This is a genomic window from Microbacterium sp., assembly GCF_031178445.1.
In the GTDB taxonomy this organism is placed as follows: Bacteria; Actinomycetota; Actinomycetes; order Actinomycetales; family Microbacteriaceae; genus Microbacterium.
On record NZ_JAPSIY010000016.1, the window covers coordinates 1 to 26,520 of the forward strand.

A 26,520-nucleotide genomic window follows, 5' to 3' on the forward strand; every position below is an offset into this window, starting at 1 on the left:
CTGACCGAGTACCGCGGTCTGACGGTTGCCCAGCTCAAGGAGCTGCGCAACAGCATCCGTCAGGACGCTGAGTACGCCGTGGTGAAGAACACGCTGACCAAGATCGCCGCCAACAACGCGGGGATCTCGACGCTGGACGACGACCTGAAGGGTCCGTCGGCCGTCGCGTTCGTGCACGGTGACTTCGTCGCCACCGCAAAGGCTCTGCGTGACTTCGCCAAGGCCAACCCGCTTCTCGTGATCAAGGGCGGCGTGTTCGAGGGCAACACCCTCACCGCCGACGAGGTCAACAAGTACGCCTCGCTCGAGAGCCGTGAGGTTCTGCTGGCGAAGGCGGCGGGCATGATGAAGGCGACGATGGGCAAGGCCGCGGCCACGATCGACGCGCTTCGCGAAAAGCTGGAGACCGCCGAGGCCGCGTGAGCGACCAGCGATTTCCCCACACAAACCAAACCTTTATCTAGGAGATACATCATGGCGAAGCTCACCACTGAGGAGCTGCTCGAGCAGTTCGCTGGCCTGACCCTTGTCGAGCTCAGCGAGTTCGTGAAGGCGTTCGAGGAGAAGTTCGAGGTCACCGCTGCTGCCCCCGTCGCCGTCGCAGGCGCTGCCGGCGGTGCCGGCGAGGCCGCTGCCGAGGAGGAGAAGGACTCGTTCGACGTCATCCTCGAGGCTGCCGGCGACAAGAAGATCCAGGTCATCAAGACCGTCCGCGAGCTCACCTCGCTGGGCCTCGGCGAGGCCAAGGCTGTCGTCGACGGCGCTCCGAAGGCCGTCCTCGAGGGCGCGAACAAGGAGACCGCCGAGAAGGCGAAGGCCGCTCTGGAAGAGGCCGGCGCTACGGTCACCCTCAAGTAATCACGCTTCACGCGTTGTGCGAAGGCCCCGGGTCCGCCCGGGGCCTTCGTGCGTCACCGGCGTCTCGAGCGCAGGTGCGCCGTTCTCAGCGGGGCGGTTCTCAGCGGGGCGCAGCGGTCGACGAGCGCACGACGAGCTCCGATGGCATGACGATGCGCTCCGACTCGGCGCCGGGGTCGCTCATGCGGCGCTGCAGCAGTCCGACGGCGATCGAGCCCTGCGCGCGCGGATGCTGCCGCACCGTCGTCAGCGAGAACATCTCGGCGTGCGCGTGGTCGTCCACGCCGACGACGCTGATCTCGGCCGGCACGGAGAGCCCGAGCCGGCGGGTCGCGATGATTCCGCCGATCGCGGCCTCGTCGCACACCGCGACGAACGCGGTCGGACGATTCTGTCTGTCGCCGAGCATCCGCACTCCCGCCTCGTACCCGCCCGGCATCGTCGGCGCCCCCGGGGCGTGGCGGATCCGCGACTCCAGCCCCGCCGCCAGCATCGCGGCGCGGTAGCCCTCGATGCGCCGCTCGTCTCCATACGCGTGGGTGGCGGCATCAGGCCTCGCGCCGAGGAACGCGATGTCGCGATGTCCCAGGTCGATCAGGTGCTCGGTGGCGATCCGCGTGGCAGCCGCGTCATCGATCGAGACAGCATCGGCATCGGCGCCGTAGGCGCCGATCGTGACGAGGGGCGAGCCCACCTGCACGAGGCGGCTCAGCTCCTGTGCACTCGGCTGGATGCCGACCGCGATGATCCCGTCGAGCCGTCGCCGGGGGAGCACCTCTTCGAAGAGCCGCCTGCGCTCCGCCGAGCCCTCCTGGATGCCGTACAGCACGAGGTCGTATCCCGACCCGAACAGTCCGTCCTGGATGCCGCCGAGCAGCTCGGCGAAGAACCACCGATCGAGCTCGGGCATGATCACACCGACGGAGAAGCTGCGACCGGTGGCGAGGCTGGTCGCCGAGGAATGGGCGACATAGGCGAGCTCTCGCGCGGCGGCCCGCACGCGCTCGCGAGTCTCGGCCGACACGTACCCGCCCCCGCTGAGCGCGCGGCTCGCGGTCGCCTTCGAGACGCCGGCGCGCGCGGCGACATCGGCGATCGTCGTCATGGATGTTCCGTTCGGGAGCGGGTGGTCGTGGCTCAGCGTATCTGCATTCGTCCACGAAGGGAACCGGTTCCATTCAAGGTTGCTTGGGAGCGCTCCCACAAAACCCGATCACGTCTGGGCAACGGTTGCTCCAAAGTCCGCGCGGAGCATTGTGTCGGGACCGGTCGGCCAAGTAGGTTGGCCTGGAATCGGTTCCTCAACGCGCGCGGAATTCGGGTGCGGGGAGGAACGGAACACCCGAAGAGGAGAAAACACATGGCTCTGTCACAGCGATACCGCCTGCTGGCTCCCCTCGCACTGGTCGGAGCGACTGCGCTCGTCCTGACCGGCTGCGCGGAGGCCGAACCGGGCGGAGGCGGCAACGGCGGCGAAGGCGCGACCGTCCGCATCTCCGGAGGCATCACCGGCATCGAGGCCGACGACCTGAACAAGTCGTTCGAGGCCTTCGAGGAGGAGACCGGCATCAACGTCGAGTACACGGGCGACAAGAGCTTCGAGGGCAACATCGTCACGAAGGTCACCGGTGGTGACGCACCGGATATCGCGATCGTCCCGCAGCCCGGTCTGCTGAAGACGCTGGTCGACACCGGCGAGGTGCAGCCCGCGCCGGAGAGCGTCGAATCGGCCGTCGACGAGAACTGGTCCGAGGACTGGAAGAGCTACGGCACCTTCGACGACACGTTCTACGCCGCCCCGATGCTCGCGAACCTCAAGGGCTACGTCTGGTACTCGCCGGCGAGCTTCGAGGAGTGGGGCGTCGAGGTCCCCAAGACCTGGGATGAGATGCTCACGCTCACCGACACCATCCGCGAGAAGACGGGGGAGGCGCCGTGGTGCGCCGGCTTCGCCTCGGATGCCGCATCGGGATGGCCGGGCACGGACTGGATCGAGGACATGGTGCTGCGGCTCTCCGGCCCTGACGTCTACGACGACTGGATCGCAGGCGACGTGAAGTTCACCGACCCCGAGATCAAGGAGGCGTTCGACGCGGTCGGCACCATCCTTCTCGACGAGAACTACGTCAACGCCGGGTTCGGCGGAGTGAAGAGCATCAACTCCACGGCGTTCGCCGACGTCGCGGCCAAGGTCGCCGATGGCAGCTGCGCACTAACGCACCAGGCGTCGTTCCTCTCGGCCAACTTCCTCGACGTGAAGAACGCCGACGGCGAGACCCCCGAGGTCGCGCCCGACGGCGACGTGTACGCGTTCATCATGCCGGGCACGACCGAGGGCGAGCTCCAGGTCGAGGGCGGCGGCGAGTTCGTCGCGGCGTTCAACGACGACGAGGCCACCGTGCAGGTGCTCGAGTTCATGGCATCCCCCGAGTTCGCCGACGCTCGCGTCGAGCTGGGTGGAGTGATCTCCGCGAACAAGAACGCCGACGCGAGCCTCGCCAGCAGCGAGTTCCTGCAGGAGGCCATGGCGATCATGCAGGACGACGCCACCGTCTTCCGCTTCGACGCCTCCGACCTCATGCCGTCCACGGTGGGATCGGGCTCGTTCTGGAAGGGCATGGTCGACTGGATCGACGGCAAGGCGACCGATCAGGTGCTGAGCGACATCCAGGCCGGTTACGAGAACTGACCGGCGGCGCTAGTCTGAGCGCTACCCGCTGACAGGTGCGGGGCCGGGCCTCACGGTCCGGCCCCGCACCCGCATCAACGAGGGGCCGTCATGACGGCCCACCTGGATCGGCTGAGTCCGGAGCCGCACTCAGAAGGGGAACCCATGTCACTACTCTCCGTCGACGAACAGCAGCAGACACACGAGCTGCCACAGACGACGCACGGTGCCGACCCGAAGGGGCGGGCGATCACCCGCATCGTCGTGATCGTCGGCTTCGTCGCTGTCGCCGCCCTGCTGTTCCTGCTCATCTTCTCGACTCCCGTCGAGGACCCTGCGCGCATCGCGCTGGGGCCGGTGTCGCTGAACACCTTCTTCCTGTGGCTGGGCGGACTGCATCCGCTCGCGCAGATCCCGGCTGTGCTGCTGGTCTTCGGCGTGGTCGTCGGGATCGTGCTCGTGCTCATCGAATTCGCGCCACGACCTGGTCGCGGGTACTTCATCATGCGGCTCGTGGCCTGCCTGGTGATCCCTGTGCTGGCGTTCATGCTGCTGCGCCCCTACTCCAACGCCGTGCTGTACGTCGTCGGAATCGCGCTCCTCGTCGGCGGGCTGCTCTTCTTCGCCGACTACCGATCGCGGCAGGGGGCCGGCTACCTCTTCCAACTCGTGCTGTTCATGGCGCCCGCCGCGATCATGCTGCTGCTGGGTCTGATCTACCCGGCCATCTCGACCTTCTTCAAGTCGTTCTTCGACAAGACCGGAACGGACTTCGTCGGGTTCGAGAACTACATCTGGGTCTTCACCAATCCGGTCGGCACGTCGTCCGTCATCAACACCCTGATCTGGGCGCTGCTCGCACCGACCATCTCGGTCGCGTTCGGGCTCGCGTACGCCGTGTTCATCGACAGAGCGCGGGGCGAGAAGATCCTCAAGGTGCTGGTGTTCATGCCCGTCGCGATCTCGTTCGTCGGCGCCGGCATCATCTGGAAGTTCATGTACGACTACCGGCAGGGTGACCAGCTCGGCCTGCTCAACGCACTCGTCACGATGTTCGGCGGAGACCCGGTGAACTGGCTGGCGGTCAAGCCGATCATCAACACGCTGATGCTGTTGATCGTGTTCATCTGGACCCAGACCGGCTTCGCGATGGTGATCCTGTCGGCGGCGATCAAGGCGGTACCGGCGGAGCAGCTCGAAGCGGCGGAGCTCGACGGCACCAACGCATGGCAGCGGTTCACGAACGTGACCGTGCCCGGCATCCGATCGTCGTTGATCGTGGTGCTCACCACCATCACGATCGCGTCGCTGAAGGTGTACGACATCGTGGCCGTGATGACCGGCGGACGCGACGAGACCTCGGTGCTCGGCTTCGAGATGGTCAACCAGCAGCAGCGCTTCCAGAGTTACGGACACTCCTCGGCGCTGGCTGTAGTGCTGTTCCTGTTCGTGCTGCCACTGATCATCTACAACGCCCGATCGCTGGCCAAGCAGAGGGAGATCCGCTGATGAGCGCCACCGAAGCCGTCATCACCGACAACCGCACCAAGCGGCAGGTCGCTCGCGACACGCGCCGCAACGAGGCGATCGCTCACAAGAAGCTCACCTCGAAGGGTGCGACCATCGCGGCCGTCATCATCGCGGTCTTCTGGACGATCCCGACGTTCGGGCTGTTCGTCACGTCGTTCCGCCCCGGCGCCGACACCCAGTCGACCGGATGGTGGACCGTTTTCACCGATCCGCAGTTCACCCTCGAGAACTACATGGAGGCGCTCACCGCGGGTGGCACCTCGACCACGCTGGCCACCGCGTTCGTGAACTCGCTCGCGATCACGATTCCGGCGACGGTGTTCCCGATCGTCATCGCCTCGCTCGCCGCGTATGCCTTCGCGTGGATCGATTTCAAGGGCCGGAACATGCTGTTCGTGTTCGTCTTCGCCCTGCAGATCGTCCCGCTGCAGATGGCGCTGGTGCCGCTGCTGAGCCTGTTCTCGAGCGGTCTCGCCATCGGCGACGTGCAGGTGTTCCCCGGGCTGACCCTGAACGACGTGGAGTTCAGCTTCGCGCGGGTGTGGATCGCGCACGCGATCTTCGCCCTGCCGCTGGCGACGTTCATGCTGCACAACTTCATCTCGGAGATCCCCGGCGACATCGTCGAAGCCGCTCGCGTGGACGGGGCAGGGCACGGGCAGGTGTTCTTCCGCATCATCCTGCCGCTGGCGATGCCTGCGATCGCGTCCTTCGCGATCTTCCAGTTCCTCTGGGTGTGGAACGACCTGCTCGTGGCGACGATCTTCGCCTCGCCGGGGGCATTGCCGATCACCCAGGCGCTGAACTCGCTGTCGGGCACGTGGGGCAACCGCTGGTTCCTGCAGTCGGCGGGAACATTCATCTCGATCATCGTCCCGCTGATCGTGTTCTTCGCCCTGCAGCGCTTCTTCGTGCGCGGCCTGCTGGCCGGCGCGACGAAGGGCTGACGAACCCCGGAGGGGAACGGATGCCGGATGCGGAAACACACACCGCATCCGGCATCCGCGCGTCTAGCCTGAATCCATGCGATACGCCGAGAACATCGTCGAACTCGTCGGGGACACCCCGTTGGTCAGGCTCAACCGGGTCACCGATGGCATCGCCTGCACCGTCCTCGTCAAACTCGAGTACCTGAACCCTGGTGGCTCGGCGAAGGACCGCATCGCGACGCGCATCATCGACGCCGCGGAGGCATCGGGCGATCTGCGGCCCGGCGGCACGATCGTCGAGCCAACCAGCGGCAACACCGGCGTGGGGCTCGCCCTCGTCGCGCAGCAGCGGGGCTATCGCTGCGTGTTCGTGGTGCCCGACAAGGTCGGTCAGGACAAGATCGATGTGCTGCGCGCCTACGGTGCCGAGGTGGTCGTCACACCGACCGCGGTGCCGGCCGACAGTCCCGAGTCGTATTACAGCGTCAGCGACCGTCTCGCCCGAGAGATCCCCGGGGCCTTCAAGCCCAACCAGTATGAGAATCCGAACGGTCCGCGCAGCCACTACGAGACGACGGGGCCCGAGATCTGGCGCGACACCGACGGACGGCTGACGCACTTCGTCGCGGGTGTCGGCACGGGTGGCACGATCAGCGGCACCGGGCGTTTCCTGCGAGAGGTGTCGGATGACCGCGTGCGGGTGATCGGGGTGGACCCCGAGGGCAGCGTGTACTCAGGGGGCACCGGCAGGCCGTATCTCGTCGAGGGCGTCGGCGAGGACATCTGGCCGGGTGCATACGACCCGCAGGTGCCGCACGAGATCGTCGCGGTCGACGACGCGGAGGCCTTCGCGATGACGAGGAGGCTCGCGAGGGAGGAGGGGATCCTCGTGGGCGGATCCAGCGGGATGGCCGTCGTCGGGGCGCTCCGCGTCGCGCGCGACCTTCCGGCGGACGCGGTGATGGTCGTGCTGCTGCCGGACGGCGGCCGCGGCTATCTGGGCAAGATCTTCAACGACTCGTGGATGCGCTCCTACGGCTTCTCCGAGGTGGAGGAGAGCGAGACGGTCGCCGACGTGCTCGACGCCCGTGACAGGGTCATCCGCCAGAAGCAGGCCACTGGGCCGGCGATCCCGGCGCTGGTGCACACGCATCCTGCCGAGACCGTGCTCGAGGCGATCGGCATCATGTCGGAGTACGCGGTCTCGCAACTCGTGGTGCTCAGCGCCGAGCCGCCGGTGATGATGGGCGAGGTTGTCGGCACCGTCGATGAGAAGGGGTTGCTCGACCTGCTGTTCCGCGGCGAGGCGAAGCCGACCGATCCGGTCGGCACGCACGTGGGGGAGCGGCTGCCGCTCATCGGCATCCACGCGCCGATCGCGCAGGTCAGCGCCGCGTTCGCCGAGGCCGACGCGCTGCTGGTCACCGTCGACGGTCGTCCGCACACGGTCCTCACCCGTCAGGACCTCTTGGCCTACCTGGCGCGCTGAGCACGGACTCCGGACGTAACAGGATGGCGGACGCCGTGAGACCGGGGCGTAGCGTGAGAGGACCACGACCGCCGAGACCCGGCCCGATCCACCGCAGAGGAGCGCCATGACCGACCGCGCATTCGCCACCCGAGCCATCCACGCGGGTCAGGCCCCTGATCCCGTCACGGGCGCGATCATCCCGCCGATCTACCAGTCCTCCACGCACGTGCAGGACGGCATCGGCGGTTTCCGGGGCGGCTACGAGTACAACCGCGCGGGCAATCCGACGCGCTCCTCGCTCGAGACGCAGCTCGCGGCGCTCGAAGGCGGCGCCTCTGCGCTGTCGTTCTCGTCGGGCCTCGCCGCCGAAGACGCTCTGCTGCGCGGCATCCTCCGTCCCGGTGACCACGTCGTCCTCGGCAACGACGTCTATGGGGGCACCTACCGCCTGCTCACCAAGGTTCTCGCGCCCTGGGGCATCGAGACCAGCACGGTCGAACTGCAGGACGCCGATGCCGTGCGCGCTGCTCTGCGGCCCGAGACGAAGATCGTCTGGCTGGAGACGCCTAGCAATCCGCTGCTGAAGATCGTCGACATCGCGGCAGTCGCCGAGATCGCCCACTCTGCGGGCGCCGTGCTCGTCGTCGACAACACCTTCGCCTCGCCGGCGCTGCAGCAGCCGCTGTCGTTGGGCGCCGACATCGTCGTGCACTCCACCACCAAGTACCTCGGCGGGCATTCCGACGTGCTCGGCGGCGCGGTCGTTCTCGGTGACGATCGCTTCGCCGAGGCCGTCGGCTTCCAGCAGTTCGCGGTCGGCGCCGTCTCCGCCCCGCTCGACGCCTGGCTCACCACACGGGGTATCAAGACCCTCGCGGTGCGGGTGCGCCAGCACAGCGAGAACGCGCAGGCGATCGCGGAGTGGGCCGCGGGGCGCCCAGAGTTCGAGACCGTCTTCTATCCCGGACTGGCGACCCACCCCGGCCACGACATCGCCGCTCGCCAGATGAGCGGCTTCGGCGGGATGCTGTCACTGGGTCTCGCAGCGGGACCGGAAGCCGCGCGCGCGTTGGCCGAGGCGACCACGCTCTTCCAGCTCGCCGAGTCGCTGGGCGGTGTCGAGTCGCTGATCGGCTACCCGCCCGAGATGACGCACGCGTCGGTCCGGGGCACCGCCCTGGCCGTGCCGGAGAACGTGGTGCGCCTGTCGGTCGGCATCGAGGACGTCTCCGATCTGATCGCCGACCTCGAGGACGGTCTCGCCCGCATCGCCGCATCCTGAACCCGCTCGCATCCCGACATCCACGCATCCACCGTGGCCGATCCGGCGACGCGCGGAACCACGAAGTTCGCGCCTGACCACGTTGTTTCGCGCGAACTTCGTGGTCGGCGGTGAATTTCGTGGCGTCCGGTGAAGATCGTGGCTCGGGGTGGCGGGACGGCACGGGAGTAGCATGGAGGGATTCTTCCCGTGTCGAAACGATTCGGCGCGGCATCCGTCCCCTCGTGAAAGCGCTCTGTGACTGACGAACGCACCCCCACCGGCAGCATCCGCGCCATAACCGGCGCCATCCGCACCTCCACTTCCACCGGTGCCATCCGCACCCTTGGCTCGAACCCGGCCACCGCACCGATCGTTCTGCACCCCGGTGACGCGATCAGCGCGGGGCGGCGGGTGCTGTACATCATCCTGCTCGGGGCGCTCACCGCGCTGGGACCGTTCACGATCGACCTCTACCTGCCGGCGTTCCCGCAGCTGGAGACGGACTTCGCGACGTCCGCCGCGATGATCCAGCTCACCCTCACTGGCACCATGATCGGCTTCGCGCTCGGCCAGCTCGTCGTCGGCCCGCTCAGCGACAAGGTGGGCCGGCGCGTGCCGCTCATCGCCGTCACGGCGCTGCACGTGCTGGCCAGTGTGGCGGCCGCCGTCGCCCCCGACCTCCTCCTGCTGGGCGCGGCACGTGTCGTCATGGGCGTCGGCGCGGCAGCCGGCGGCGTGGTCGCGATGGCGATCGTGCGCGACCTGTTCGGCGGGCGCCGGCTGGTTGTCATGCTCTCCCGACTGGCGCTGGTCTCCGGCGTCGCGCCGGTTGTGGCGCCTCTGATCGGATCGGCGCTCCTGATCGTCATGCCCTGGCGCGGCATCTTCGTCGTGCTCGCCGCGTACGGCATGGTCATGCTCGTCGCGGCGTCGGTGCTCATCCCCGAGACGCTGCCGAAGGCCCGGCGTCAGGAGCGCGGGACGAGCACAGTGCTGCAGCGCTACCGCAGCGTGCTCACCGATCGCGTCTTCCTCGGCGTGCTGATCATCGGAGGCATGACCTTCTCAGGGCTGTTCTCGTATCTGTCGGCCTCGCCGTTCCTCTTCCAGCAGACCCACGGACTGGATCCGCAGGCGTACGGCCTGCTCTTCGCGGCGAACTCCCTCGGCGTGGTGGGAGGCGTACAGATCTCCTCACGCCTCGCCATCAGATTCGGCCCGCAGTGGGTGCTCGCGTTCTCGACGGGGATGCTGCTGGTCGCCGGCGCAGCCATCATCGTGTGCGATCAACTGGGCCTCGGCTTCTGGGGAACGGTGGTGCCGCTGTGGATCTTCATGACCGCCTGCGGCTTCACGTTCCCATGCGTGCAGGTGCTCGCACTCGACCGGCACGGCAAGGCGGCGGGTACGGCCGCTTCCATCCTCGGTGCGAGCAACAATGGCATCGCCGCGGTGATCTCGCCCGTCGTGGGCTTGATCTCGGCAGGCTCCGGCATCACCGCGACGACGATGTCGTCGGTCATGGCCGGATGCGCCGTCGTCGCGATCCTGGCGCTGTGGCTGATCGTGCGCCCGAGGTCGGTCGGCATGCTCACGCCATGAGCCCCGACGTGGATCGTCCGGGCGGACGCTGAGCGGACGGCCACGGGACGGCATGCAGAATGGGACGATGACCCGCTCGCGGATGCTGACCGTCGGAGGAGCGCTGCTCATCGCCGCCCTCCTGCTGGGAGTGCTCGTCGTCGTGCTGCCGGGCGAGGCGACGAACGGATTCGACGTGGCCTGGAACCGGCTGATGGCGGAGGTGCGGCAGCCGTGGATGCTGACCCTCGCGCTCGTGCTCAACAGGATCGGCGGCGGCTGGATGGCGATCCTCCTGGTTCCGGGGCTGATCGTGGTCGTGCTGCTGCTCATGCGCCGCTGGCAGGCCGCCGTGTACACGGCCGCGGCGTTCCTGGTGAGCGCGGCCCTCGTGCAGCTGATCAAGGAGATCTTCGGCCGTGCCAGGCCCGACGACATGCTCGTCGCGTCGGATTTCGGTTCATTCCCTTCCGGGCATACCGCGAACGCAGCGACGATCGCCGTCGTCCTGTGGCTCGTCTTCCCCCGGCGGGGAGTGGCGATCATCGGCGTGATCTGGACAGTCGCCATGGCGCTGTCGCGGACCGTGCTGAGCGTGCACTGGATCACGGACACCGGGGGCGGGATGCTCGTCGGCACGTCCGCAGCGCTGCTGGTCGGGGCGGCCTTCGGCACCTGGGCGTCACTAGGCTTGGGGCGTCCGTCTGCCGCAACCCAGGAGCCACCCGTGTCGAGCATCCGTCCCTACCGCCCGTCCGATCGTGATGCCATGTACGAGGTCTGCGTCAAGACGGCGGCCGCCGGGGGAGACGCGACCGGGATCTTCACGGACGACCGGCTGTGGGGCGACATCTTCGCGGTGCCCTACGTCGAGAGGCATCCCGATCTCGCGTGGGTGGTCGAATCGTCCGACGGCAGGACGATCGGCTACATCGTCTCGACCGACGACACGGACGCCTTCGAGCAGTGGTTCCGCGACGAATGGTGGCCCCGCGTGTCCGACCGCTACCCGCTGTCGGGCGAGGCCGAACCCACCCGTCAGGACAAGATGATCGGATACGCGAGCCGGCGGGCGCCGGGGCGCGAGCCGCACGCGGCGGAGTACCCCGCGCACCTGCACATCGACCTGCTGCCCGAGACGCAGGGCCAGGGTCTCGGCCGGCAACTCATCGAGACGCTCTTCGCCGAGCTGCGCCGCCGCGGCGTGCCAGGACTCCATCTGGGAATGAACCCGGAGAACGCCGGCGCCGGAGCGTTCTACGAGCGGATCGGCATGCACCGCCTCGAATCGGATCCGGACACGACGATGTACGGGGTTCGGTTCGACGGCTGACGGTCCGTCGCCGGTTGGCGGATCGGATAGGATGGACAGGTTGTTCCTTGGTGACGTGTCCGAGCGGCCGAAGGAGCACGCTTGGAAAGCGTGTGTTGTGCAAGCAACCGAGGGTTCGAATCCCTCCGTCACCGCCAGACTTCGAAAGGGCTCCGCGTTCGCGGGGCCCTTTCGGGGTTCACCCGTCCGCACGGAGGAGTCCTGGTGCCCACCCCGAAGATCGTGCTGTTCTACGCGTTCGCGCCGCTCGCCGACCCTGAGGCGATCCGGCTCTGGCAGCGTGACTTGGGCGAGGCCCTGAAGCTGCGTGGGCGCATCCTGATCTCCGAGCACGGTATCAACGGCACGCTCGGCGGCGATCTTCCCGCGATGAAGAAGTGGCTGAGAAGGTTCCGCGACTACCCGGCCTTCAAGAACGCCGACGTCAAGTGGAGCGAGGGCACCGGCGTCGACGCAGACGGCTACAGCGTCGACTTCCCGAAGCTGAGCGTGAAGGTGCGCGACGAGATCGTGTCCTTCGGTGCGCCCGGCGAGCTCGCCGTCGATGAGCGCGGCGTCATCGGCGGGGGAGCACGGCTGAGCCCCGAACAGCTGCATGAGCTGGTGGCCGAGCGCGGTGACGAGGTGGTGTTCTTCGACGGGCGCAACGCCCTCGAGGCCGAGATCGGCCGTTTCCGAGGCGCGATCGTGCCCGATACCGAGACGACGCGCGACTTCGTGCGTCTGCTCGACGAGGGACGGTACGACGACCTCAAGGGCAAGCCAGTGGTCACGTACTGCACCGGTGGCATCCGCTGCGAGGTGCTGTCGAGCCTCATGGTGGCACGCGGGTTCGGCGAGGTGTACCAGCTCGAGGGCGGGATCGTCCGGTACGGCGAGACGTTCGGCGATGACGGGCTCTGGGAAGGCTCCCTCTACGTGTTCGACAAGCGTGGGTCGGTCGACTTCTCCGACCACACCGCGGTGCTCGGGCGGTGCGTGGGATGCGGGGGCGCCACCAATCGCACCGCGAACTGCCCGGAGCCGTCCTGCCGTCGTCAACTCGTGGTCTGTGAGGGGTGCGCTGCGGCGCCGTGCGAGGAGCACGCCGCCTGACGCGCCGCGTCGTCGCGGCGTCTCCTAATTCCGCCGGAAGAGCGACCTCGGCAGCAATCGCGCGGCGATCCTCCGGTGCGCGTCGACGCTCGCGGCCAGACGGTGCGTCACCTGGCGCAGCGCCCGGCTGAGGTCGCCCGTGGTGGTCGATGCCGCGGATGCCGCGGATGCCGTTGTGGCGTAGCTGGCACGCTCCACCGCGTGCACCAGCACCGACAGCGCATCTTCAGGTGCGCCTCGGTCGTCCGCCAGCTCGGCGGCTCGCATCCGCGCCGTCTGCGCATCCGGGGTCGGCAGACCCAGGTCGGCCATGGTGGCTGTCAGCTCCCGCCAGGCAGCCATCGCATCACCCGACCGCGCACGGGCGAGCCGCACCGCACGAAGCAGCACGCGCACCAGGGCGGGCAGCAGTACGACGATGACGAAGCCGAGCACGGTGAACATCACCGGGGTGGGATCGAGGGTCCGCAGCGCGCCGCCACCACCGCCGAGCTCATCCGCGCGGGGATCCTCGAGGTCGGTCGCCTCATCGGTGGGGCTGGTGGTCGGACCCGTGGTCGGGGTGGGAGCCTCCGGCGCCTCGCCCGATCCACCCTCGCTCTCGCCGGCCACGAACTCGGTCGGCACGCCCAGGGTGGCGGTCGGCTCGAACGGCACCCAGCCGATGCCCTCGAAGAAGACCTCAGGCCAGGCGTGCAGCTGATCGCTCGTGACGGAGTAGACCGTGTCGTCACCGCGCTTCTCATCCGTCGCCGAACCGGGAAGATAACCGACGATGATCCGCACGGGCATGTCGAGCGTCTGCGCCATGAGTGCGAAGGCGCCGGCGAAGTGGATGCAGTAGCCGGTGCGCTGCTGAAGGAACGTCTCGACGGCATCCGCCCCCGTGCCGTCGAAGCCCTCCTCGACCGGTGCCTCGAGCGAGTAGCTGAACTCGGCGCGGAACCAGTCCTGCAGTGCGATCAACCGGTCGTAGTCCGAGAAGGCATCCGCTGTCACCGCGCGTGCGGTCTCGGCGATGATCGGAGGCAGGTCCTCAGCCTGCTCGGCGTCCAGCCCGCCTCCCGTGGCCGAACTGGCGCGGATCTGCTCCAGCGTCGGCACGACGGTGTTCGTAGTGACCGTGTAGTCCTCACCGACGGCGTCCTGCGTGCGGCTGACGACGGTGCGATTCACCGGCATCGCCTCCCAGCCGTCGCGCGCACCGTCGATCCGTTCGGCCGCGTACGGAACGGGCAGGCGCACGCTCGACACTCCCGTCACCCGAATGGAGACCTCGTGCTCGACGACCTCGATACCGTTGCCCCAGTCGTCGGGGCCGAAGCCGTCGTCGATGGGCTGACGTGGACCGCGGTCCGGCCGCCACACCTCTCCGTCGAAGCGCGAGAGGCTCGCGACTCTCAGGTACGGCGGCTGCGCAGCCGTTGTCACCAGGGTCATCACCTCGACGTTCTGGGGCCGTCGCAGGTCCGCCCCCAGCCGCAGGTCCGCGTTCACGGTGAGGGCGGGGCCGGTGCCCGGCAGCGTCGCCATCACGGGCAGACCTGGCGCGATCACCAGGGCCGCGACGATCGCGGCCGCCCCCACGCTCGCCGCCGCGACGTACGACGACTCGCGTGGCGCACGGCGATCGTGACGGGCGGCATGCCGGAACAGCAGCAGCACGGTGACGGCATGCATCAGGAACCAGGCGAAGTTCACCGCGCCGAATGAGATGATCATCGGCATCACGCCTACCACCGTGGCGAGCACGACGGTCAGGACCACCTGGCGCAGTGCGAGGAGCTGATCGATCAGGATCGCGACGACCGCGAACGCCAGCCCCACCATCGTCGCCAGCGGCAGGGAAGCGGCCACAGGGGCCGTTCCTGTCACGATCTCCGTGATGCTCTGAGACAGGCGCGCGCCGATCAACCGCACCGTCGTCTCCGTGGGGAGGATTCCGAACACCGTCGTCTCACCGGCGAGCAACAGCGTGCACGCGATGGTGGCGGCGACCAACTGCGCGACCAGCGCCGCCGGCTGGCGGACGCCGCGTGGTGCTCCTCGAAGCGCTGCTCGCGCGAGCATGCCGCTGCCGGCGACGACCATCACCACGACCACGGCGACGAATCCCCACAGCCCCGGCGTGATCACCCCGGTGTAGGGCCAGAGTTCCACGAGCGTGACCGCCGCTGCGAGCAACCCGACGACGACCGGGTGCGCCATGGGCCGAGAAGGCGCCTCCTGCACCGGCCGAGTCTCAGACATGTGCTGCCTTCGCGACGGGAAGCGCATCCGACCATGCCTCGGAGAGGTCGCCCATCGGATCGACCGAGGCCGTGCTCCAGCCGTGCACCGCGGCGACCGCCAGCGCATCCGCCTCCGGCTCCGTCGCCAGCAGCATGGGCGCCGCGGCGCCCGCGGTGCTCAGCCTGGCGGCATCCGCCGCATCGATGCGACCCGTGATGAACACCAGGGGTCCGGGGGGATTGCCGCCGACGACCGTACGCAGGTCACGCGCCTCTCCGCGGGGCAGCACCGTGGCGAGGGCCACCATGAGGCCGTCGCGGTCGTCCTCGTGTCCTCTCAGCGCGCCGAGCAGACTGCCCGCGCTGTCGACCACGTCGACACTGTAACCGTCCTGCACGAATCGGAGCGCGGCCGACGCGCACAGCGACACCGCCGCCTCGAAAGCCGGATCGGGTTCGTCGCCTGGTCGACCCCATCGGGCCGCCGCGCGGTCGAGCACGACGACGGCGTCGGGACTGGCCTCCTCCTCTTCCTGCCGCACCATCAGATCCCCGCGGTGCGCGGTGGCACGCCAGTGGATGCGGCGGCGGGAGTCGCCCGACATGTACGGGCGGGGGATCAGGTTGTCCGCCCCCTGGCCAAGTCGGCTGGAGCGGGTCTGGGCCGTGCCACCGGCGGCGCCCACCTTCGTAGGAAGCGGCGGGAGCGCGATCACCTGGGGCACGACCGTGATCGTGCGGGTGTCGCCGAATGCCTGCTCGCGCTGCGCAAGGCCGAAGCCGTCGACCGTGCGCAGCACCAGCGGGCCCAGAGTCGAGATGCCCCGCCGCACGCCTTCCACGTCGTATCGCAGCGTCCCGGAGTCACCCGGGTACTCACCCTGTGCGTCTCCACTCACCGCACGCGGCAGTGTGTCGCGCCAGGTGCCGCTGGGGCGGCCGACCGAGCGCAGATCCACGCGCATACTCACCCTCGAGATCTCGCCGACGGCGAGCAGATCGGTCGATATCACCCGAGTCACCTGGCCGCTGCGCCGTGGGGCGAACACGCTCAGAGCCGCCAGCAACGGCAGGGCGATCAGCAGGACACCCACGTACAGCAGCGGCCGCGCCGACACCACGTTCGCCGCGACGACGAGCAGGATGCCCGCGATCAGGCACGCCGCGCCCCTGGCCGTCAGCGACCTGCGGTTCATCTTCGCGGCCGGCCTCTCACACGCGGACGCCGGCGAACGGCACCGGCACCCTGGCGATGATCTGGTTCAGCGCTGCCTCGACGGGCTGCGCGCCGGCCCTGTGCACACCTCTCGCCGCCAGCAGGCGGTGGGCGAACACCGGGATGATGAGGTCGGTCAGGTCGTCGGGCACCACGAAGTCCCGACCGTCGAGTGCGGCGTTCACCTTCGCGGCGCGCACGAGCTGCAGGGTGGCGCGCGGGCTCGCGCCCAGGTGAAGACTCGGGTCCATGCGGGTGGCCTGGGCGAGGGCGACGGCATACTCCTCGATCGACTCGGCGACATGCACGCGCCGGGCCCACGCGATCAGCTGCCGCACGATGGAGTCGTCCGCGACCGCTGCGACGGCGGACAGGGGATTCACGGTCTCGCGCTGGCGCAGCATCATCGTCTCGGCAGCGGCATCCGGATAGCCCATTGAGATGCGCATCATGAACCTGTCGCGCTGTGCCTCGGGAAGGGGGTAGGTGCCCTCCATCTCGAGCGGATTCTGGGTCGCCACCACCAGGAACGGGTCAGGCAGCGCGTGCGAGGCACCGTCGACGGTGACCTGGTGCTCCTCCATCGCTTCGAGCAGTGACGACTGGGTCTTCGGCGACGCACGGTTGATCTCGTCGGCGATCACGATGTGCGCGAACACGGCTCCGCGCTTGAACTCGAACTCGCGTGCCACCGGGTCATAGACGGCCACGCCCGTGATGTCGCCGGGGAGCAGATCGGGGGTGAACTGGATGCGGCGCACCGTGGCATCGACCGTCGCCGCCAGCGCCCTGGCGAGCATGGTCTTACCCACGCCCGGCACGTCCTCGATGAGCAGGTGCCCCTCGGCGAGCAGGCAGATCAGCGCACTGCGCACGGCATCCGGCTTGCCGTCGATGACGGACGAGATCGAGTCGATGATGCGCGTGGTGTGCGCGGCGAACTGCTCGGCGGTGATCGACTGTGGGTTCTCGTACATGCGGAGCCTCTCGTGCGCGACAGTGCGTCTGATGATCGTAACCCGCGCGACGCGGGTGGACGGCCGCCTGAGCCACGAGGTGTGCGTTCGATCATCGGGCAGCTCCCACCTGCCGTCGGGCAGTGCGATCCTGTGCCCCGCATCCGGCACGGAACCGCCCGCGCCGCCGCGTCGGGTAGACTGGACGACGGCTCTCCGCGTGACGACATCCAGGCCAATTCCCCCAGGGCGGAAACGCAGCAAGGGTAACCGGGCTCTGTCGGGTGCGCGGAGGGTCTTTTCTCTTCTCCCGGCCTGTTCCGAACCAGGCCTGTCAGGATCGTGACGTGACCAGTCCTGCAGACTCCCGGCGTCCCGCCTCCTTTGCGAGGTTCCTCGCGCCCGTCCTGCTGCTCGCGATCATGTGGGCGATCCAGCTCGCGGACGTCGTGCTGCCCGCATCGTTCACCGGCTTCGGGCTGCGCTCGTGGGATCTCGGCAGCCTCGGAGGTATCGTGCTCGGTCCGCTGCTGCATGCGAACTGGCCGCATCTGATCGCCAATTCCGTGCCGCTGCTCGTGCTGGGCTGCCTCGTGGCCGTCGAAGGGGCAGGCCGCTTCTGGGCCGTCACGGCGGTGGCCGCGCTGGTCGGCGGGGCGGGCACCTGGCTGCTCAACCTTCCAGGCACGCTCACCGTCGGGGCATCCGTGCTCGTGTTCGGATACTTCGGCTACGTCGTGCTGCGCGTGTTCGCACCCGGCAGGATCCCGCACCGGATCGCCTACGCAGCCATCGCGCTGATCGTCATCGTGCTCTACGGCGCGACCATGCTGGCCGGCATCTTCGCGGCGGCCTCGGGCGTCTCCTGGCAGGCGCACCTGTTCGGTGCGATCGGCGGAGGGCTCGCCGCGCTCGCCGGAGGGCGAGGGAGCAGGCGTTCCCCGTGAGCGATCGCCGCAGGCGGGCATCGAACGCGCGCCGTGTCGCGGCACGGCGGCGGGCGCGTAGACGGATGCTGCGGGCCACGTGGGTCACCGCGGCCGTCGCGCTCGCCGCATCCGTGTTGCTGCTCATCCTCGGGCTCGTCACAGCCCGAGGGGAGGAGTACTGCGTCGAACAGCCGCAGGAATTCCCCGCGCTGGGGGTGCACGGCTGGCGCGGAGAGCAGCTGGAGAACGCCGCGATCATCGTGCGCACCGCAGACGGCATGGATCTCGAACGCGACGCGCAGGTGCTCGGCGTGATGGCCGCGATGGGCGAGAGCTCGTTGCGCAACATCGACTTCGGCGACTGGGAGACGTCGGGCGTCACCAACCCCGACGGCAGCCGCACCACCAGCATCGGGCTGTTCCAGCAGCAGGAGTGGTGGGGCACGGTCGAAGAGCGCATGGATCCGGCTACGGCGGCGGCGCGATTCTTCGCGCGGCTGCGTACGATCCCGGGGTGGCAGGATCTTCCGCCTTCGCATGCGATCCACCGGGTGCAGATCAACTCGGACAGCGAGCACTACGCGCCGTTCCAGGACGACGCGATCGCGGTGGTCGAAGCCCTGTCGGGATCCTGCCCGGCATAGGCTGAAGCCGTGGCTCGCAGCATCTACATCACCTCCGCCGAAGGGCACACGGGCAAGTCGACCATCGCCCTGGGCGTGCTCGATGCGCTGATGCGCGTCTCGCCGCGCGTCGGGGTGTTCCGGCCGATCACACGCTCGACCGAAGAGCGGGACCACGTTCTCGAGCTGATGCTGGCGCACGACGGCGTGCACCTCGACTACGAGGCCTGCGTCGGCGTCACGTACGACGACGTGCGCCGCGATCCTGAGCGCGCTCTCGCCGAGATCGTCGCACGCTTCAAGGCCGTCGAGGCGCAGTGCGACGCAGTCGTGGTCATCGGAACGGACTACACCGACGTCGCAAGCCCCGCCGAGCTCGGCTACAACGCCCGCATCGCAGCCAACCTCGGCGCTCCGGTGATGCTCGTGCTCTCCGGGCGGGATCAGCAGCGCCAGGCCGAGCAGCTCGGCACCACCACGGCGCGCACACCTGAGCAGATCGCCCAGATGGCGTCGCTCGCCCTCGCCGAGCTCGCCGAGGAGCGAGCCGAGCTGTTCGCCGTCGTCGTCAACCGCGCCGACCCCGACGCCCTGCAGGCCACGGTGGAGAACGTCGAGGGGATGCAGCAGCGGCGCACCCCCGTCTGGGCGATCCCCGAGGAGCGTCTTCTCGTCGCTCCGTCGATGCGCGGCATTCTCGACGCGGTCGACGGGCGGCTGCTCAAAGGCGACGCCGCACTGCTCGACCGTGAGGCGTTCGACGTCGTCATCTCGGGAATGTCGATGGTCAACGTGCTGCCCCGCATCACCGAGGGCGCTGTCGTGATCATCGCGGCGGACCGCACCGAGGTGCTGCTCGCCGCCCTGCTGGCGGCCACATCCGGCACGTTCCCGCAGATCGCCGGCATCGTGCTGAACGGCCCGTTCGCGCTGCCTGAGCCGATCGAGCAGCTGCTCGAGGGGTTCACCATCGGCATCCCCATCGTCGCCACAGACCTGGGCACGTTCGACACCGCCACCCGCATCATGAACACCCGCGGTCGCGTGAGCGTCGAGTCGGTGCAGCGCTACGAGCGTGCGCTCGCCCTGTTCCAGACCCACGTCGACATCACCGAGCTGTCCATCGAGCTGGGCCTGGCAGAGTCGACAGTCGTCACCCCGCTCATGTTCGAGTACGGGCTCATCGCGCGGGCCCGGGCCGATCGCAAGCGCATCGTGCTGCCGGAGGGCGACGACGACCGCATCCTGCGCGCGGCATCGATCCTGCTCGCCCGCGAGGTCGCGGAGCTGACCATCCTCGGAGACGAGGATGCGATCCGCGCCAGGGCGGCCTCGCTGGGCCTCGACATCTCGGCCGCGCAGATCGTCAGCCCGAACGACCCCGAACTGGTCGAGCGGTTCGCGGCGGAGTACGCGCGACTTCGAGCGCACAAGGGCGTCACTCTGCAGCGCGCGGCCGACACCGTCACCGATGTGTCGTACTTCGGCACCATGATGGTGCACCTCGGTCTCGCCGACGGCATGGTCTCGGGAGCCGCGCACACCACGGCGCACACCATCCGGCCGTCGTTCGAGATCATCAAGACCAGGCCCGGCGTCGAGGTCGTGTCGAGTGTGTTCCTGATGGCGCTCGCAGACCGAGTACTCGTCTACGGCGACTGCGCGGTGATCCCCGACCCGACCAGCGTGCAGCTGGCCGACATCGCCATCTCCTCCGCCGAGACGGCCCGGCAGTTCGGCATCGAGCCGAGGGTCGCGATGCTGTCGTACTCGACGGGCGAGTCCGGCACCGGTGCCGAGGTCGACAAGGTCCGCGACGCCACTCGGCTGGTGCGCGAGCGGATGCCGCAGCTGCCGGTCGAGGGCCCGATCCAGTACGACGCGGCGGCGGACGCGGCCGTCGCCAAGGCGAAGCTGCCCGACTCGGCGGTGGCGGGAAGGGCGACGGTGTTCGTCTTCCCGGATCTGAACACCGGCAACAACACCTACAAGGCGGTGCAGCGATCGGCGGGCGCCGTGGCCATCGGCCCGGTGCTGCAGGGGCTGAACAAGCCGATCAACGACCTCTCGCGCGGTGCCCTCGTCGACGACATCGTCAACACCGTCGCGATCACCGCGATCCAGGCGCAGGAGCTCCGATGAGCGTCGTGCTGGTGATCAACAGCGGATCGTCGTCTCTGAAGTACAGCCTGGTCGACGTGGAGCGCGAAGCCGAGCTGGCGAGTGGCCTTATCGAACGGATCGGCCAGCCGTCCGGCGTCGTCGGCCACACCGCGCGCGTCGTGGCGGGGCCGGGGGAGGCGGCACCCGCGATGCTCGCGGCCCGCCACTCGGAGGAGCGGGCGATACGCGATCACGGGGCGGCGTTCGACGTGATGCTGCAGCAGTTCGCCGCGCACGGGCCGGATCTCGCGGAGCATCCGCCGGTCGCGGTCGGGCATCGTGTCGTGCACGGCGGGGCGCGCTTCTTCGAACCGACGCCGATCACTCCGCTGGTGGAGATCAACATCGACGAGCTCTCGGTGCTCGCGCCACTGCACAACCCCGCGAACCTGGCCGGCATCCGAGCCGCGAAGGCGGCGTTCGCGGACGTGCCGCACGTGGCGGTCTTCGACACGGCGTTCCACCAGACCCTCCCGGCGGCGGCGCACACCTATGCGATCGACGCCGGCCTCGCTCGTGACCACCGCATCCGCCGGTACGGATTCCATGGAACGAGTCACAAGTACGTCAGCGAAGCCGCGGCGCGGTTCGTCGGCAGGCCACTCGAGAGCCTGCGGCAGATCGTCTTCCATCTGGGCAACGGCGCGTCGGTCACCGCGATCGACGGCGGCCGCTCCGTGGAGACCTCGATGGGGTTCACCCCACTCGAGGGGCTCGTGATGGGAACGCGATCCGGAGATATCGACCCTGCCGTGCAGCTGCACCTCGCCAGGAGAGCCGGCCTGGACACCGATGGACTGGACTCGCTGCTCAACAAGCGCAGCGGCCTGCTCGGGCTCGGCGGCAGCAACGATATGCGCGACATCCTCGCCGGCCGGGACGCCGGAGACGAGGCGGCGACCCTGGCGTACGACGTGTACGTGCACCGGCTGCGGGCCTACGCCGGCGCCTACATCGCTCAGCTCGGCGGCGTCGATGTGATCTCCTTCACCGCCGGCGTCGGCGAGAACGCCGCCGCTGTGCGCGCCGACGCCCTCGCCACGCTCGGATTCATGGGGGTGCGAGTGGATGCCGCCAGGAACGCCGAACGCGGCGGCACGAGGCGGATCTCGGCCGACGACTCCTCGGTCGACGTGCTCGTGGTGCCCACCGATGAGGAACTCGAGATCGCGAGGCAGACCCTGAGCGTGGTCTGACAGATCGCCGCGGCACCGGCGGATTGCCGGTACGTGGTGACTGCTTTCTCGTTACGCTGGTCTGCGAGCCCATCGTGGCGCCGGATCGACACCTGATGCGTACCTCTGGAGGCCTCGTGCCTGACACCCTGCCCGACCTGCACCGCGCCGCGGGAGTGCTTTTCGACCTCGACGGCGTGCTCACGCCCACGGCGGAAGTGCACATGCGCGCCTGGCAGAAGGTGTTCGATCAGGTCTTCGCCCGCTGGGGGATCGAACCGCCGTACACCGACGCCGACTACTTCGCCTACGTCGACGGCAAGAAGCGATACGACGGTGTGGCCAGCCTGCTGCGCAGCCGCAACGTCGAGATCCCCTGGGGAGAGGTGTCCGATCCGCCCGAGGCGGAGACGATCTGCGGTATCGGCAACCGCAAGAACGCCGCGTTCGCCACCGCGCTGCGCAGCGAGGGCATCGCGCCGTATCCCGGATCGCTCGCGCTGCTGCGCAGCCTGCGGGATGCAGGGGTGCCGATGGGCGTTGTCTCGAGCTCGAAGAACGCCGAGGAGGTGCTTGCGAGCGCCGGCATCCGCGACTTCTTCCGCATCGTCGTCGACGGAGTCGTCGCCGAGCGCGGGCACCTCGCCTCCAAGCCCGCGCCCGACATGTTCCTCGAGGGCGCCAGGATGCTCGGCGTGGAGCCGGCCGCCGCCGTCGCCGTCGAGGATGCCGTCGCCGGAGTCGCGTCCGCCGCGTCTGCCGGCTACGGCTCGGTCGTCGGCGTCGATCGCGGCGCCGGGCCCGACGTGCTGCGCGCGGCCGGCGCGACCGGTATCGTCGATGATCTTGCGCATCTGCTGGCCGACGCCGCGCGCTGACACCCTGACCCCCTCTCTCGCCCCGGAGAACGCATGATCGATCGCGACCGCTACCCCGTAGACCCTTGGCGTCTGGTTGAGACCCGCTACGACCAGGAGGGCGTTTCCGAGACGCTCTTCACCGTCGCGAACGGCTACCTGGGCCTGCGCGGCAACCACCTCGAGGGTCGCGGTGCCCACGAGCACGGCACCTTCATCAACGGTCTGCACGAGACGTGGCCCATCCGGCACGCCGAGCAGGCGTACGGGTTCGCGGAGGTCGGTCAGACGATCGTCAACGCGCCGGACGCCAAGGTGATGCGCGTGTACATCGACGATGAGCCGCTGTCGTTCGACGAGGCCGAGGTGCACGAGTACTCCCGAGTGCTCGACATGCGAACCGGCGTGCTCGAGCGCACCGTCGTCTGGGAGACTCCGTCCGGCAAGCGGGTGCGACTGCACGACGAGCGCATCGTCAGCTTCGACGAGCGCCACCTGGCCGTGCTCCGGCTGGACGTGACGGTCGAGAACGCCGACGCCCCCGTGACCATCAGCTGCCAGCTGCTGAACCGTCAGGACGGTGCGGGCATCTATGCGGGCAACCCGATGGGACGATCGTCGAAGAGCAAGGCCGGGTTCGACCCGCGCAAGGCGGAGAAGATCACCGAGCGCGTGCTGCAGCCGGAGGAGTACTGGCAGGACGGCCTGCGCTCGGCCCTGTCGTACCGCGTGAACGATTCGGGCATGACGGTCGCCGTGGTCGCCGACCACATCATCGAGACCGAGAACGACTACAGCGTCCGCACGCTGATCGAGCCCGACATCGCGAAGAACGTCTTCCGTGTGCAGGCGAAGGCCGGTGTGCCGGTGCACGTCAGCAAGATCGTCAGCTACCACAGCTCCCGCGGGGTGCCGGCACGTGAGCTGGTCGACCGCTGCCGACGTTCGCTCGACCGCGCTGCGATGGAGGGCGTCGATGCGCTGTTCCGTCGCCAGGCGGAGTGGCTCTCGGAGTTCTGGGATCGCTCCGACGTCCGCATCGCAGGGCACGACGACCTGCAGCAGGCGACCCGCTGGTGTCTGTTCCAGCTGGCCCAGGCGGCGGCACGCGCCGATGGCGTCGGAGTGCCGGCCAAGGGGCTCTCCGGCTCCGGATACAGCGGCCATTACTTCTGGGACACCGAGATCTACGTGCTGCCGTTCCTCACGTACACGTCCCCGCAGTGGGCGAAGAACGCTCTGCGCGCACGCGTGCTCATGCTGCCTGCCGCGCGCCGTCGCGCGGCGCAGCTGAACGAGGCCGGTGCACTGTTCCCCTGGCGCACCATCAATGGCGAGGAGGCGTCGGCGTACTACGCGGCCGGCACCGCGCAGTACCACATCAACGCCGACGTGAGCTTCGCGCTGGGCAAGTACGTGCGCGCGACCGGCGATGTGGACTTCCTCTGCCGCGAGGGGGCCGACATCGCGGTGGAGACCGCGCGGCTCTGGGCGACGCTGGGCTTCTGGCGTGGCACGAACGGCGATTCGACGTTCCACATCCACGGCGTGACAGGGCCGGATGAGTACACCACCGTCGTCAACGACAACCTGTTCACGAACGTGATGGCGCGGTTCAACCTGCGCTTCGCCGCCCGGGTCGTGCGCGAGATGGAGCGGGATGCTCCTGACGCGTACACGGCTCTCGTCGAGCGGACGGGGCTCGATGCCGGTGAGCCGGACGCGTGGGAGCGCGCTGCCGAGGCGATGCACATCCCCTTCAGCGAGGGCCTCGGCATCCACCCGCAGGACGCGATGTTCCTCGAGCGCGAGGTCTGGGACCTCGAGGGCACGCCGCGTGAGCAGCGGCCCCTGCTGCTGCACTTCCACCCCCTGGTGATCTACCGGTTCCAGGTGCTCAAGCAGGCGGATGTGGTGCTTGCGCTGTTCCTGCAGGGCAACAATTTCACCGCAGAGCAGAAGCTCGCCGATTTCGACTACTACGACCCGCTGACCACGGGCGACTCCACCCTGTCGGCCGTGGTGCAGTCGATCATGGCCGCCGAGGTCGGCTACCAGGACCTGGCGCAGGAGTACTTCGAACAGGCGATCTTCGTCGACCTCGGCGACCTGCACCACAACGCCTCCGACGGCGTGCACGTGGCTTCGGCGGGTGGCGTGTGGACCGCGCTGGTGAGCGGCTTCGGGGGCATGCGCGATCACGACGGCAGGCTGAGCTTCGACCCCCGTCTGCCGCAGGACTGGCCGGAACTCGCCTACCCGCTGCAGTGGCAGGGGTCGTCGCTGCAGGTCACCGTGACGCGCAATGCGCTGCGTGTCGAGGTGCGCTCCGGCGCCCCGGTCGAGTTCAGCGTGCGCGGTGCCGCTCACACGGCCGCGGTCGGCGAGCCCGCGGTGGTGACGCTGGCGGGTCAGGGCCCCGTGCGCCCCGGTCGACCGACGCTGCGCCAGTTCGCGGATGCTCGTCGCGACGACGGCACGCTCATGTCGCCCACCATCCCGGTGACGACATCGGCCATCCCCGTGATCGCGATCGAGGACTGATCCCACACGCCCGCTCTTCGTGGCGCGGCACGGGCGTCGCTTCGAAGGATGAAGCCGTTTCGAAGGACGCTTCGCCTCGGAGCATCCTTCGAAGCGGGATGCATCCTTCGCGACTTCGCGCGGGAGGTGGCGGTGGGCTCGGATCGTGCGCGGAGGCCGGCGAACGGATGCTTCGCGCCGGGGCGCGATGTCCGCGCCACGCCGTAGGCTGGACCGGTGACCACAGCCCTGTACCGCCGCTACCGGCCCGAGACCTTCGGGGAGATGATCGGGCAGTCCCAGGTGACCGATCCGCTGATGACGGCGCTGCGGGGCGATCGCGTCGGACACGCGTACCTGTTCTCCGGTCCGCGCGGATGCGGCAAGACCACGTCGGCGCGCATTCTGGCGCGTTGCCTGAACTGCGCAGAGGGCCCGACGGACACACCGTGCGGCGTGTGCCCGAGCTGCGTCGAACTGTCGCGTGCGGGGGGCGGCTCGCTGGATGTCGTCGAGATCGACGCCGCGAGCCACAACGGCGTCGACGACGCCCGCGATCTGCGTGAGCGGGCGACGTTCGCCCCGAGCCGCGACCGCTTCAAGATCTTCATCCTCGATGAGGCGCACATGGTGACCCCGCAGGGGTTCAACGCCTTGCTGAAGCTCGTCGAGGAGCCGCCGGCGCACGTCAAGTTCATCTTCGCCACCACCGAGCCCGAGAAGGTGCTCGGCACGATCCGATCTCGCACCCATCACTACCCGTTCCGCCTGGTCCCGCCCGCCGCCATGCTCGAGTACGTCGAGAAGCTGTGCGGCGAAGAGGGGGTGCAGGTCGACCAGGGAGTGCTGCCACTGGTCGTGCGTGCCGGCGGCGGGTCACCGCGTGACACCCTTTCGCTGCTCGACCAGCTGATCGCCGGCTCCGAGGCCGGGCAGGTCACCTACGCCCGAGCCGTCGCGCTGCTGGGCTACACGCACGCCGAACTGCTCGACGAGATCGTCGACGCGCTCGCGGCCGGCGACGCCGCTGCGGCGTTCCCTGCGGTCGACCGTGTCGTGCAGACCGGGCAGGATCCGCGGCGCTTCGTCGACGACCTCCTCGAGCGGATGCGCGACCT

General features: G+C 68.8%; 21 protein-coding genes, 1 tRNA gene and 1 other RNA gene. 19 read left to right on the plus strand and 4 right to left on the minus strand.

The genetic code is table 11. The features are described from left to right. Together rplJ and rplL are read left to right on the plus strand one after the other, a co-directional pair. Positions 1-423: 50S ribosomal protein L10 (gene rplJ, locus RIN43_RS15690; protein WP_309129860.1), on the plus strand; the 423-nt coding region annotated here is incomplete at its 5' end. Between the two features lie 51 nt (positions 424-474). Then, on the plus strand, positions 475-858 hold the full coding sequence (gene rplL / locus RIN43_RS15695; RefSeq protein ID WP_309129861.1) for a 50S ribosomal protein L7/L12: 384 nt from the start codon (positions 475-477) through the stop codon (positions 856-858). A gap of 100 nt (positions 859-958) precedes the next feature. Here rplL and RIN43_RS15700 read toward each other — a convergent pair whose 3' ends face one another. After that, complete coding sequence (locus tag RIN43_RS15700; RefSeq protein ID WP_309129862.1) at positions 959-1,963, minus strand: LacI family DNA-binding transcriptional regulator; 1,005 nt, start codon at positions 1,961-1,963, stop codon at positions 959-961. 255 nt (positions 1,964-2,218) lie between these two features. On the opposite strand from RIN43_RS15700, the gene RIN43_RS15705 reads away from it, so the two are divergent. The 9 genes from RIN43_RS15705 (at position 2,219) to RIN43_RS15745 (ending at position 12,729) form a co-directional block, all read left to right on the plus strand. Beyond that, entirely contained in the window at positions 2,219-3,547 is a 1,329-nt protein-coding gene (locus RIN43_RS15705; protein WP_309129863.1) for an extracellular solute-binding protein, read from the plus strand. A gap of 144 nt (positions 3,548-3,691) precedes the next feature. Next, positions 3,692-5,035 carry a sugar ABC transporter permease gene (locus tag RIN43_RS15710; protein WP_309129864.1) on the plus strand — a complete coding sequence of 448 codons (1,344 nt, stop codon included), beginning with the start codon at positions 3,692-3,694 and terminating at the stop codon, positions 5,033-5,035. Then, the gene (locus RIN43_RS15715) at positions 5,035-6,003 is read left to right on the plus strand and encodes a carbohydrate ABC transporter permease (RefSeq protein WP_309129865.1); all 969 of its coding nucleotides are present in this window, start codon (positions 5,035-5,037) and stop codon (positions 6,001-6,003) included. The genes RIN43_RS15710 and RIN43_RS15715 overlap by 1 nt, the downstream gene beginning before the upstream one ends. A gap of 76 nt (positions 6,004-6,079) precedes the next feature. Further along, complete coding sequence (locus RIN43_RS15720) at positions 6,080-7,474, plus strand: cystathionine beta-synthase (RefSeq protein ID WP_309129866.1); 1,395 nt, start codon at positions 6,080-6,082, stop codon at positions 7,472-7,474. A 106-nt stretch (positions 7,475-7,580) separates the two neighbouring features. After that, positions 7,581-8,738: a cystathionine gamma-synthase gene (locus tag RIN43_RS15725; protein ID WP_309129867.1), complete on the plus strand. Its 1,158-nt coding sequence runs from the start codon at positions 7,581-7,583 to the stop codon at positions 8,736-8,738. 267 nt (positions 8,739-9,005) lie between these two features. Beyond that, positions 9,006-10,322, plus strand: coding sequence for a multidrug effflux MFS transporter (locus RIN43_RS15730; RefSeq protein WP_375163763.1), 1,317 nt, complete (start codon positions 9,006-9,008; stop codon positions 10,320-10,322). Between the two features lie 67 nt (positions 10,323-10,389). Next, entirely contained in the window at positions 10,390-11,634 is a 1,245-nt protein-coding gene (locus RIN43_RS15735) for a GNAT family N-acetyltransferase (protein WP_309129868.1), read from the plus strand. Positions 11,635-11,683: 49 nt separating this feature from the next. After that, positions 11,684-11,771, plus strand: a tRNA-Ser gene (locus RIN43_RS15740). Positions 11,772-11,838: 67 nt separating this feature from the next. After that, positions 11,839-12,729, plus strand: a complete 891-nt coding sequence (locus RIN43_RS15745; RefSeq protein WP_309129869.1) for a rhodanese-related sulfurtransferase — start codon at positions 11,839-11,841, stop codon at positions 12,727-12,729. Positions 12,730-12,753: 24 nt separating this feature from the next. On the opposite strand, the gene RIN43_RS15750 is transcribed toward RIN43_RS15745, so the two are convergent. Genes RIN43_RS15750 through RIN43_RS15760 form a run of 3 tightly spaced genes read right to left on the minus strand, consistent with a single transcriptional unit; the run spans position 12,754 to position 17,153 of the window. Then, positions 12,754-14,979, minus strand: a complete 2,226-nt coding sequence (locus RIN43_RS15750) for a DUF3488 and transglutaminase-like domain-containing protein (RefSeq protein ID WP_309129870.1) — start codon at positions 14,977-14,979, stop codon at positions 12,754-12,756. After that, entirely contained in the window at positions 14,972-16,156 is a 1,185-nt protein-coding gene (locus RIN43_RS15755; RefSeq protein WP_309129871.1) for a DUF58 domain-containing protein, read from the minus strand. The genes RIN43_RS15750 and RIN43_RS15755 overlap by 8 nt, the downstream gene beginning before the upstream one ends. A 16-nt stretch (positions 16,157-16,172) precedes the next feature. Continuing rightward, positions 16,173-17,153 carry a MoxR family ATPase gene (locus RIN43_RS15760; RefSeq protein ID WP_309129872.1) on the minus strand — a complete coding sequence of 327 codons (981 nt, stop codon included), beginning with the start codon at positions 17,151-17,153 and terminating at the stop codon, positions 16,173-16,175. A gap of 186 nt (positions 17,154-17,339) precedes the next feature. Between RIN43_RS15760 and ffs the strand changes: the two genes are divergently transcribed. From ffs to dnaX, 8 genes are all read left to right on the plus strand, one after another. Next, an RNA gene (ffs, locus tag RIN43_RS15765) (signal recognition particle sRNA small type) lies at positions 17,340-17,436 on the plus strand. A gap of 43 nt (positions 17,437-17,479) precedes the next feature. Further along, complete coding sequence (locus RIN43_RS15770; protein ID WP_309129873.1) at positions 17,480-18,079, plus strand: rhomboid family intramembrane serine protease; 600 nt, start codon at positions 17,480-17,482, stop codon at positions 18,077-18,079. Beyond that, positions 18,076-18,705: a hypothetical protein gene (locus RIN43_RS15775; RefSeq protein ID WP_309129874.1), complete on the plus strand. Its 630-nt coding sequence runs from the start codon at positions 18,076-18,078 to the stop codon at positions 18,703-18,705. Before RIN43_RS15770 ends, RIN43_RS15775 begins: the two co-directional genes overlap by 4 nt. A 9-nt stretch (positions 18,706-18,714) precedes the next feature. Beyond that, positions 18,715-20,826 (plus strand): phosphate acetyltransferase, encoded by a 2,112-nt coding sequence (gene pta, locus RIN43_RS15780; protein WP_309129875.1) that lies wholly within the window; start codon positions 18,715-18,717, stop codon positions 20,824-20,826. Continuing rightward, the gene (locus RIN43_RS15785) at positions 20,823-22,043 is read left to right on the plus strand and encodes an acetate kinase (protein ID WP_309129876.1); all 1,221 of its coding nucleotides are present in this window, start codon (positions 20,823-20,825) and stop codon (positions 22,041-22,043) included. Before pta ends, RIN43_RS15785 begins: the two co-directional genes overlap by 4 nt. 95 nt (positions 22,044-22,138) lie before the next feature. After that, entirely contained in the window at positions 22,139-22,900 is a 762-nt protein-coding gene (locus RIN43_RS15790; RefSeq protein ID WP_375163761.1) for an HAD family hydrolase, read from the plus strand. A gap of 33 nt (positions 22,901-22,933) precedes the next feature. After that, positions 22,934-25,423: a glycosyl hydrolase family 65 protein gene (locus RIN43_RS15795; RefSeq protein WP_309129878.1), complete on the plus strand. Its 2,490-nt coding sequence runs from the start codon at positions 22,934-22,936 to the stop codon at positions 25,421-25,423. A gap of 216 nt (positions 25,424-25,639) precedes the next feature. Continuing rightward, positions 25,640-26,520: DNA polymerase III subunit gamma/tau (gene dnaX, locus RIN43_RS15800; RefSeq protein WP_309129879.1), on the plus strand; the 881-nt coding region annotated here is incomplete at its 3' end.

Coding starts and splice junctions, on each gene's coding strand:
- rplL (WP_309129861.1), top strand. CDS start 475: ATGGCGAAGCTCACCACTGAGGAGCTGCTCGAGCAGTTCGCTGGCCTG.
- RIN43_RS15700 (WP_309129862.1), bottom strand. CDS start 1,963: ATGACGACGATCGCCGATGTCGCCGCGCGCGCCGGCGTCTCGAAGGCG.
- RIN43_RS15705 (WP_309129863.1), top strand. CDS start 2,219: ATGGCTCTGTCACAGCGATACCGCCTGCTGGCTCCCCTCGCACTGGTC.
- RIN43_RS15710 (WP_309129864.1), top strand. CDS start 3,692: ATGTCACTACTCTCCGTCGACGAACAGCAGCAGACACACGAGCTGCCA.
- RIN43_RS15715 (WP_309129865.1), top strand. CDS start 5,035: ATGAGCGCCACCGAAGCCGTCATCACCGACAACCGCACCAAGCGGCAG.
- RIN43_RS15720 (WP_309129866.1), top strand. CDS start 6,080: ATGCGATACGCCGAGAACATCGTCGAACTCGTCGGGGACACCCCGTTG.
- RIN43_RS15725 (WP_309129867.1), top strand. CDS start 7,581: ATGACCGACCGCGCATTCGCCACCCGAGCCATCCACGCGGGTCAGGCC.
- RIN43_RS15735 (WP_309129868.1), top strand. CDS start 10,390: ATGACCCGCTCGCGGATGCTGACCGTCGGAGGAGCGCTGCTCATCGCC.
- RIN43_RS15750 (WP_309129870.1), bottom strand. CDS start 14,979: ATGTCTGAGACTCGGCCGGTGCAGGAGGCGCCTTCTCGGCCCATGGCG.
- RIN43_RS15755 (WP_309129871.1), bottom strand. CDS start 16,156: ATGAACCGCAGGTCGCTGACGGCCAGGGGCGCGGCGTGCCTGATCGCG.
- RIN43_RS15760 (WP_309129872.1), bottom strand. CDS start 17,153: ATGTACGAGAACCCACAGTCGATCACCGCCGAGCAGTTCGCCGCGCAC.
- RIN43_RS15785 (WP_309129876.1), top strand. CDS start 20,823: ATGAGCGTCGTGCTGGTGATCAACAGCGGATCGTCGTCTCTGAAGTAC.
- RIN43_RS15790 (WP_375163761.1), top strand. CDS start 22,139: ATGCGTACCTCTGGAGGCCTCGTGCCTGACACCCTGCCCGACCTGCAC.
- RIN43_RS15795 (WP_309129878.1), top strand. CDS start 22,934: ATGATCGATCGCGACCGCTACCCCGTAGACCCTTGGCGTCTGGTTGAG.